At 65.3% G+C, this 4,186-nt stretch carries 2 protein-coding genes; both read left to right on the plus strand.

Annotation, left to right across the window (positions count from 1 at the left end; translation table 11 throughout):
* On the plus strand, positions 1 to 1,655 hold a 1,655-nt coding region (gene pglX, locus AC1DVT_RS18320), incomplete at its 5' end, for a BREX-2 system adenine-specific DNA-methyltransferase PglX (protein ID WP_477390599.1).
* Positions 1,652 to 4,186, plus strand: a 2,535-nt coding sequence (locus AC1DVT_RS18325; protein ID WP_477390601.1) for a hypothetical protein, incomplete at its 3' end; no start/stop codon positions are given. The genes pglX and AC1DVT_RS18325, both read left to right, overlap by 4 nt.

The raw sequence follows: 4,186 nt of genomic DNA on the forward strand, positions 1-4,186 counted from the left end.
GGACATACTGGCCTTTTCGCTCGACGCTACGAGCGGGGCTCGCGTTCCAGCAGAMTCGAGAAGACCGCGGTGAGTGGTGGGGCACGTACATACTCCCGAACCAGCGACGTCTTGCGGCTCAATATCTGATCCCGTTTGCGTTTGTCGCGACGCATAACCACTTTGTGCTGGACCGGGGTGGGAAGGTGTTCAACAGGTCGGCGCCAGTGATCAAGYTGCCCGAAGGAGCGACCAATGACGACCACTACGACCTGCTCGGTGTTCTTAACTCCTCGGCGGCGCTCTTCTGGCTGAAGCAAGTTAGCCACGGAAAGGGGAACGGCGGCGTCAACGAAGGGTATCGCGGCGAGGATTGGGAGGAATTCTTCGAGTTCACCGGCACGAAGCTCCAGGAGTTCCCGCTCCCACGTGAACGCGCACGCGATCTCGCTCGCAGGATCGACGAGGCTGCTATCAATCGTGCAGCGATCGCCCCCGCGAAGGTCCTCGCCTCGGATGGCGCGTCGAACCTCAGCGTGAACGAACGAGAGTGGCTCCGCTTTGGTCGCGAGATGGTCGCGCTTCAGGAGGAGCTCGACTGGCGGATGTACGTCGCGTACGGGCTGGCCGAAGCGGATTTGGCTCCCGAGCTGATTGATCTCGAGCCGATCGAGCCGAACGAGCGAGCCGTGGACATTCGCCTCGCCCGCACAGTCGCGGCGGACGAAACCGAGACCGCCTGGTTCGAGCGGCATGGTCGCGCTCCGTTGACCACACTCCCGACACACTGGCCGGACTCGTATCGGAACCTGGTCGAACGACGACTTGATGCGATTGAGAACAACCCCTCGCTGCGGCTACTGGAGCAACCCGAGTACAAACGGCGTTGGGCTGGTGCGTCATGGGAACGGCTGGTCCGCGGGGCTGTGGAAACGGCTTTGCTGGATCGGTTGGAGGCTCCGGAGCTGTGGCACGACGCCTCCGGTCGTCCAATCATTCGCTCGGCGGCACAGGTGGGTGACGCGCTTCGGCGTGATGAGCGGTTCCGTGAGTTGCTGACGATCCACACGGGCTCCCAGGACTACGACCTGACGGCCGAGGCGGGCCGGCTGCTCGCCCCTGAGGCGGTACCGGCCCTCGCGGCGCTTCGGTACAAGCCGTCGGGGTTGGAGAAGTTTCGGGCGTGGGAGCACACGTGGGAGTTGCAGCGTTTGGAGGACCGTGGGGAGCGGGTCGATGTTCCAGTGCCGCCGAAGTACGGTCCGACCGATTTCGCGAAGACCTCGTATTGGTCGGCGCGCGGCAAGCTCGACGTGCCGAAAGAGCGGTTCATCTCTGTTCCGGGGTCGAAGCTGCCGGACGACACGACCGAGGTGTATGGCTGGGCCGGATGGGACCATGGCGAGAGGGGCCAGGCGTTCGCACGTCTCGCGAACGATCTGAGTCGTGCCGGGGCATCCGATGATCAGGTCATTCCGGTCGTGGGGGTGCTGATCGAACTCGAGCCGTGGCTCAAGCAGTGGCACGATGACATCGACGCGAGATCGGGCGTCAGCCCTGCGGCGGCGGTCGCCGGCGTGACGACGGCGTTGCTCGGCCGTCTGGGGCTCGGCCGGGATCAGATCATCGCGTGGCGCCCACCCGCACCCACGCGGGGCCGKAGGAGCGCATCATGACCACCACTTTGAACTCTCCGCTGCGAGACCTCATCGCGATCCCCGAGCGAGTCGAGGCTGCTGACTTCGTCATCAAACTCGACGAGGGCGTCGCGCGTCACGAGCAGACGATCAAGGACTACGTCGTCACCGACGCCATCGCCACAGCGATCGCCGAGGGACTCGACCTCGTCACGAGCGCGCTGAGCCAGGGATCGTCTCGCGGAGCGTTCCTCGACGGATCGTTCGGCTCCGGCAAGTCGCACTACATGGCCGTGCTGCACCTGCTGCTCTCGGGGAGTGTCGCGGCACGGCAGATCCCTGGGCTCGAAGCCGTCGTGGCAACACGGCTCCGCACACTCGACACGAAGCTCCTGGTGCTGGACTACAACCTGCTCGGAGCTCGTTCGTTCGAGGACGCGATCTTCGGCGGGTACCTCGACACGGTGCGGACGAAGCATCCGGACACTGCCCCTCCCGTGTTGCACGCAAGCGACAGCCTGCTCGACGACGCGCGCAGTTGGCGCGCGCGCATGGGTGATACTGCCTTCTTCGATGGGCTCGGCGGCGGCGGCGATGCGGGATGGGGCGATTTAGGCGCCGCGTGGAACTCCGCGACCTTCGACGCGGCAGCAGCCGAAGCCCCGAGGCACCCCGACCGTATTCGACTTGTCGCCGACCTGACCGCCGTGTACTTCCCCGGGTACGGACGCTCGGGCGAATGGCTGCCCATGAAAGACGGCCTCCACGCCCTCGCCACGCACGCCAAGATGCTTGGTTACCAGGGTCTTGTGTTCCTCATCGACGAGGTCGTGCTGTGGCTCGGTCAGCATCTCGGCGACCAGAACTGGGTGCAGGGAGAGATCGAGAAGGTCGTTCAGGTGGGCGAGAACGCCGCCGCCGGCCTTCCAATCCCGATCACGTCGTTCCTCGCGCGGCAGCGCGCGCTGAGCGACTTCCTCGGGGGGCACATGGCCGGCGCGCAACGCGCCGCGCAGACGCAGCTCTTCCAGTACTGGGAGGACCGCTTCTCGAAGGTCGCACTCAAGGCAGCCGACCTGCCGAAGATCGTGAAGCAGCGACTGCTCCGCCCGGTGTCGGACGATGCCGCGGCGACGCTGGCGGCAGCGGTCGCCGAGGTGAAGCGTGACTACGCTGCGTGGGGCTACCTGCTGTCGGACGAGGCGAACTCCGACGAGAAGGCGTTCGGCAACGTCTATCCGTTCTCGCCGGCTCTCGTCGACACGATGGTGGCGCTGTCCAGCCTCATGCAGCGCGAACGCACCGCGCTGAAGCTTATGGCCGAGCTTCTCAGCGACGGGCGCGAAGTGCTCGTCGCACGGGACGTCATCCCAGTGGGCGATCTCTACGCGCCCGTGGTGCTGGGCGGATCGCAGCCTCTTACCGAAGAGATGAAGCAGCACTTCGCGATCTCGGCGCGCTTCTACCGCACCAAGATGCTCCCGTATCTGCTGCGCAAGCATCAGCTCACCGAATCGCAGGTGGCCGATCTGCCGCGCAATCACGCGTTCGTCACCGAGGATCGCCTCGCCAAGACCGTGCTGATCGCGGCGCTCGCTCCCGAGGCGCGTTCACTCGCGAACCTCACCGCCGCGAAGCTTGCCGCGCTTAACTGGGGAACCATCGACGCGTTCATCCCCGGCACCGAAACCGAGCAGGTCCTTCAGATCGTTCGGGCATGGGCGGGGGAGTTCGGAGAGATCAGCATCGGCGACGGCGCCGACCCGATCATCACCGCGACGCTCAGCGGGGTCGACTACGACTCGATCCTCGACAGAGTGCGGATCGAAGACAACGATCAAACACGTCGCGAACTCATCCGCAAGCTGATCGCCAAGGAGCTCGAACTGCCGCCAGACAACCTGGTCGGGCGAACGCTTTCGCACGTGTGGCGGGGGCATAGGCGCACGGTCACGGTGAAGTTCGGCAACATCCGCGACGATGCCGATGTGCTCGACAGCGACCTCGTCCACAGCGACACCGAGTGGCGTGCGGTCATCGACTTCCCGTACGACAGCGGTACTCATAGTCCCGCCGACGATGTGGCCCGGTTGCGCAAACTCCGGGAGAGTGGCCGTGCGTCGAACACGATCGCGTGGATCCCGAACTTCCTCTCGGATGCTCGGCAGACCGACCTCGGCAAACTCGTGCTGCTGGAGTATCTGCTCAACGGCCGATTCGACCTCAACGCGGACCACCTTCCCGTCACCGACCGCGGGCCCGCACGCCAGACCCTCGAGACTCAGCGGCGCACCCTAACGGACGTCCTCAATGGGACGCTGCGCCAGGCCTACGGGGTGAACGCACCCGATGAGGTGAACGTCGGCAGCGACCTCGCCGGGAACGAGATCTTCGGAACCCTGGCAACAGGACTCACGATCGCACCGCCGCCCACGGGAGACCTGCTCTCGGGGTTGCGTCACTCGCTCGAGACCGCCTGGACAAACGAGTTCCCCGATCATCCCGACCTGGGAGCAGAAGAGGTCCGCCCAGGGCGGATTCAGGAAGCCGTCGCACTGGCGACCCAGACC

This window comes from Microbacterium sp. P2_F9 (assembly GCF_056403635.1).